The organism is Pseudarthrobacter sp. 05T312, from assembly GCF_056396685.1.
Map to the genome: position 1 here is coordinate 1 of NZ_JBFTLY010000036.1, position 2,328 is coordinate 2,328.

At 69.1% G+C, this 2,328-nt stretch carries 3 protein-coding genes; 2 read left to right on the top strand and 1 reads right to left on the bottom strand.

All coding sequences use genetic code 11. The features are described from left to right. Together AC1DIP_RS22155 and nboR are read left to right on the top strand one after the other, a co-directional pair. Positions 1-393: transketolase-like TK C-terminal-containing protein (locus tag AC1DIP_RS22155; RefSeq protein ID WP_477735110.1), on the top strand; the 393-nt coding region annotated here is incomplete at its 5' end. 24 nt (positions 394-417) lie between these two features. Then, positions 418-1,062: a nicotine blue oxidoreductase gene (nboR, locus tag AC1DIP_RS22160; protein WP_477735111.1), complete on the top strand. Its 645-nt coding sequence runs from the start codon at positions 418-420 to the stop codon at positions 1,060-1,062. A 12-nt stretch (positions 1,063-1,074) separates the two neighbouring features. On the opposite strand, the gene AC1DIP_RS22165 is transcribed toward nboR, so the two are convergent. Then, positions 1,075-2,328 (bottom strand): HNH endonuclease signature motif containing protein (locus tag AC1DIP_RS22165; protein ID WP_477735112.1); only part of this gene is annotated, 1,254 nt, incomplete at its 5' end.

Sequence of the window (2,328 nt, forward strand, 5' to 3'; positions counted from 1 at the left end):
GAACTGCGCCGCGACGGCCTCGCCGCCGAAGAGGAAGCCTTCCTCAACCCCGGCCAGCCCGCCCGCGTCCCCTTCGTCACCCAGCAACTCGAAGGCGCCACCGGCCCCATCGTCGCCGTCTCGGACTACATGAAAGCCGTCCCGGACCAGATCCGGCAATTCATCCCCAACGAATACGCCACCCTCGGCGCCGACGGCTTCGGCTTCTCCGACACCCGCGCAGCAGCACGCCGCTTCTTCAAGAACGACACCCACTCCATCGTGGTGAAGGTGCTCCAGCTGCTCGCGGCCAGGGGTGAAGTGGAGGCGGATGCGCCGTCGTACGCCATGGACCGCTACAAACTCCTGGACGTCAACGCCGGCACCACCGGCGGGGCGGGTGGGGACGCCTGACCGCAACTCCCATAGGGTGCAGCTATGGGTGATGGTAACGGGACCGGTTCAGCGGGGATGAGGACCACCGGGGTGGTGCTCGCCGCAGGAGGTGGCACCCGCCTGGGCCTGGGCCCGAAAGCCCTGCTTCCGTTCCGTGGACGGCCGTTGGTGGAGGCTATTGCCGGAGCACTGCTCACCGGCGTCTGCCGGGAGGTGGTGGTGGTCCTCGGTGCAGGTGCGGCCCAGGTTGAAGCTGCCGCCATGCTGGACGGCTGCCGCGTGCTGACCAATTCCGAATGGGAGTCAGGAATGGGAAGTTCCTTCCTGCTCGGCAACCAGGCCGCGGACCCGGCAGACCACCTCCTGATCGCGCTGGTGGACCAGCCCGGCCTGACGCCGGAAACCGTGGCACGTCTGTTGTCCTCCCACCGCCCCGGGCGGATCACCGCCGCCGCGTACCGCCGCCGTCGTGATTCCAACGACGGCGGCGGCGCGGCTCTCCGCCGCGGGCACCCCTTGGTCATCGACGCCTCCCTCCGCGAAGCTGTTTGCGCAACGGTGACGGGTGACGCCGGGGCCCGCCGCTTCCTGCGCAGCCACCCCGATCTGGTGGACGAGGTGGACTGCAGCGACCAGTCCACCGGCGAGGACGTGGATACGCCGGACCAGCTGGGCCTGCTCCAGTAGCACCGAAGCTGGTCAGGCGTGAGCACGCAGGAACCGCTCAAGGGCATCCTCCCAGGGGGACGCACCATGGCGAACGAGATCGATGCTGCCGGGCCACCTTCGGTCCGGCCGCTTTCCGTCCTGCCACATTCGGTCCGGCCAGCGTGGTGGTTCCCAGTCCTGGTATTCGCTCGGGTAGTTGCGGCCGGTGGGTGAGGTCCAGCCGGGTGGTTCGTTCTTGGTGGCCGGGGTGGGTTTCCAGCCGGTGGTGTGGCGGAGTTTGTGGTGTTTCGGGCAGGGCTGTCCCAGGTTGCTGATCCCGGTGGTGCCACCCTTGGCCCAGGCGAGGATGTGGTCGGCGTCGTTGTCCAGGGAGTTGTTGCTGCAGCCCGGGAACGGGCACTTCCCGTCCCGCAGCCTCAACCAGGACCGCATCGCGCCGGTGACCCGGTAGCTCGTCCGGCCGATCTCCAACGGTGCCCCGTCCCGCGGATCCACCAGCACCCGGTAGAACGAAGCCGCACCGGAAGCGACGAGTTCCCGGGCCATTGTCGGCGGGATGGGACCGTACCCGTCCAGCATCGCCGCCTCGTCCGTAACACCCATCAGCGAGAACACAGGGACCGTGACCAGCACCTGCGCCCGGATCGGAGATTGCTGGTCAGTTCCCGCGCCGGGCCTGGCATCGTTGACTGTGGTGCCGTTGGTGAGGACCGCGTCGGCGAAGGTGTCCGCACGCAGTTGGGTCATGGTGCGGCATTCATCGGGTCCCTGCAGGGCACGGGCGGCGGCGGTGAGCCGGTTCCACCCGGCCTGGGCCTGGTCCGCGGGAAGGTACGCGGAGAGCCAGGCCATCCCGTCCTGGTCCGGCCGGAACTCCACCCGCCGGTCCGCGACCCCTTTCGCGTGGCGTTTCTCGATGCTCTCTACGTGGTGGCGTTCCCGCCAGGTGCGGGACTTGGCCTTGAACCGGTGCGCCGGAAGCTGCCCCACCGGGCACCCCCGCGCCGGGTCCGGTGCGTCCGGGTCCAGGAAATGGGCTTCCAACGCCGCCGCCGCCGCGGCATCCAGACACGTTGTCTCATCGGCCATCACCACAGCGTGCTGCCAAGAGACGGTCCCGGCCTGCAAAGCCTCAAACGTCCGCGGCAACGTCGACATCACGGCGTGCGCAGTTGCGAGGAACGATGAGGCCGCCCGAGGACCCAGGGCCAGCACACACCCGATCTCCGCCGCCACCGCCATCTCCTGCGCCCGCACCGGGACGTCCGGCCCCGCAACAGCAGC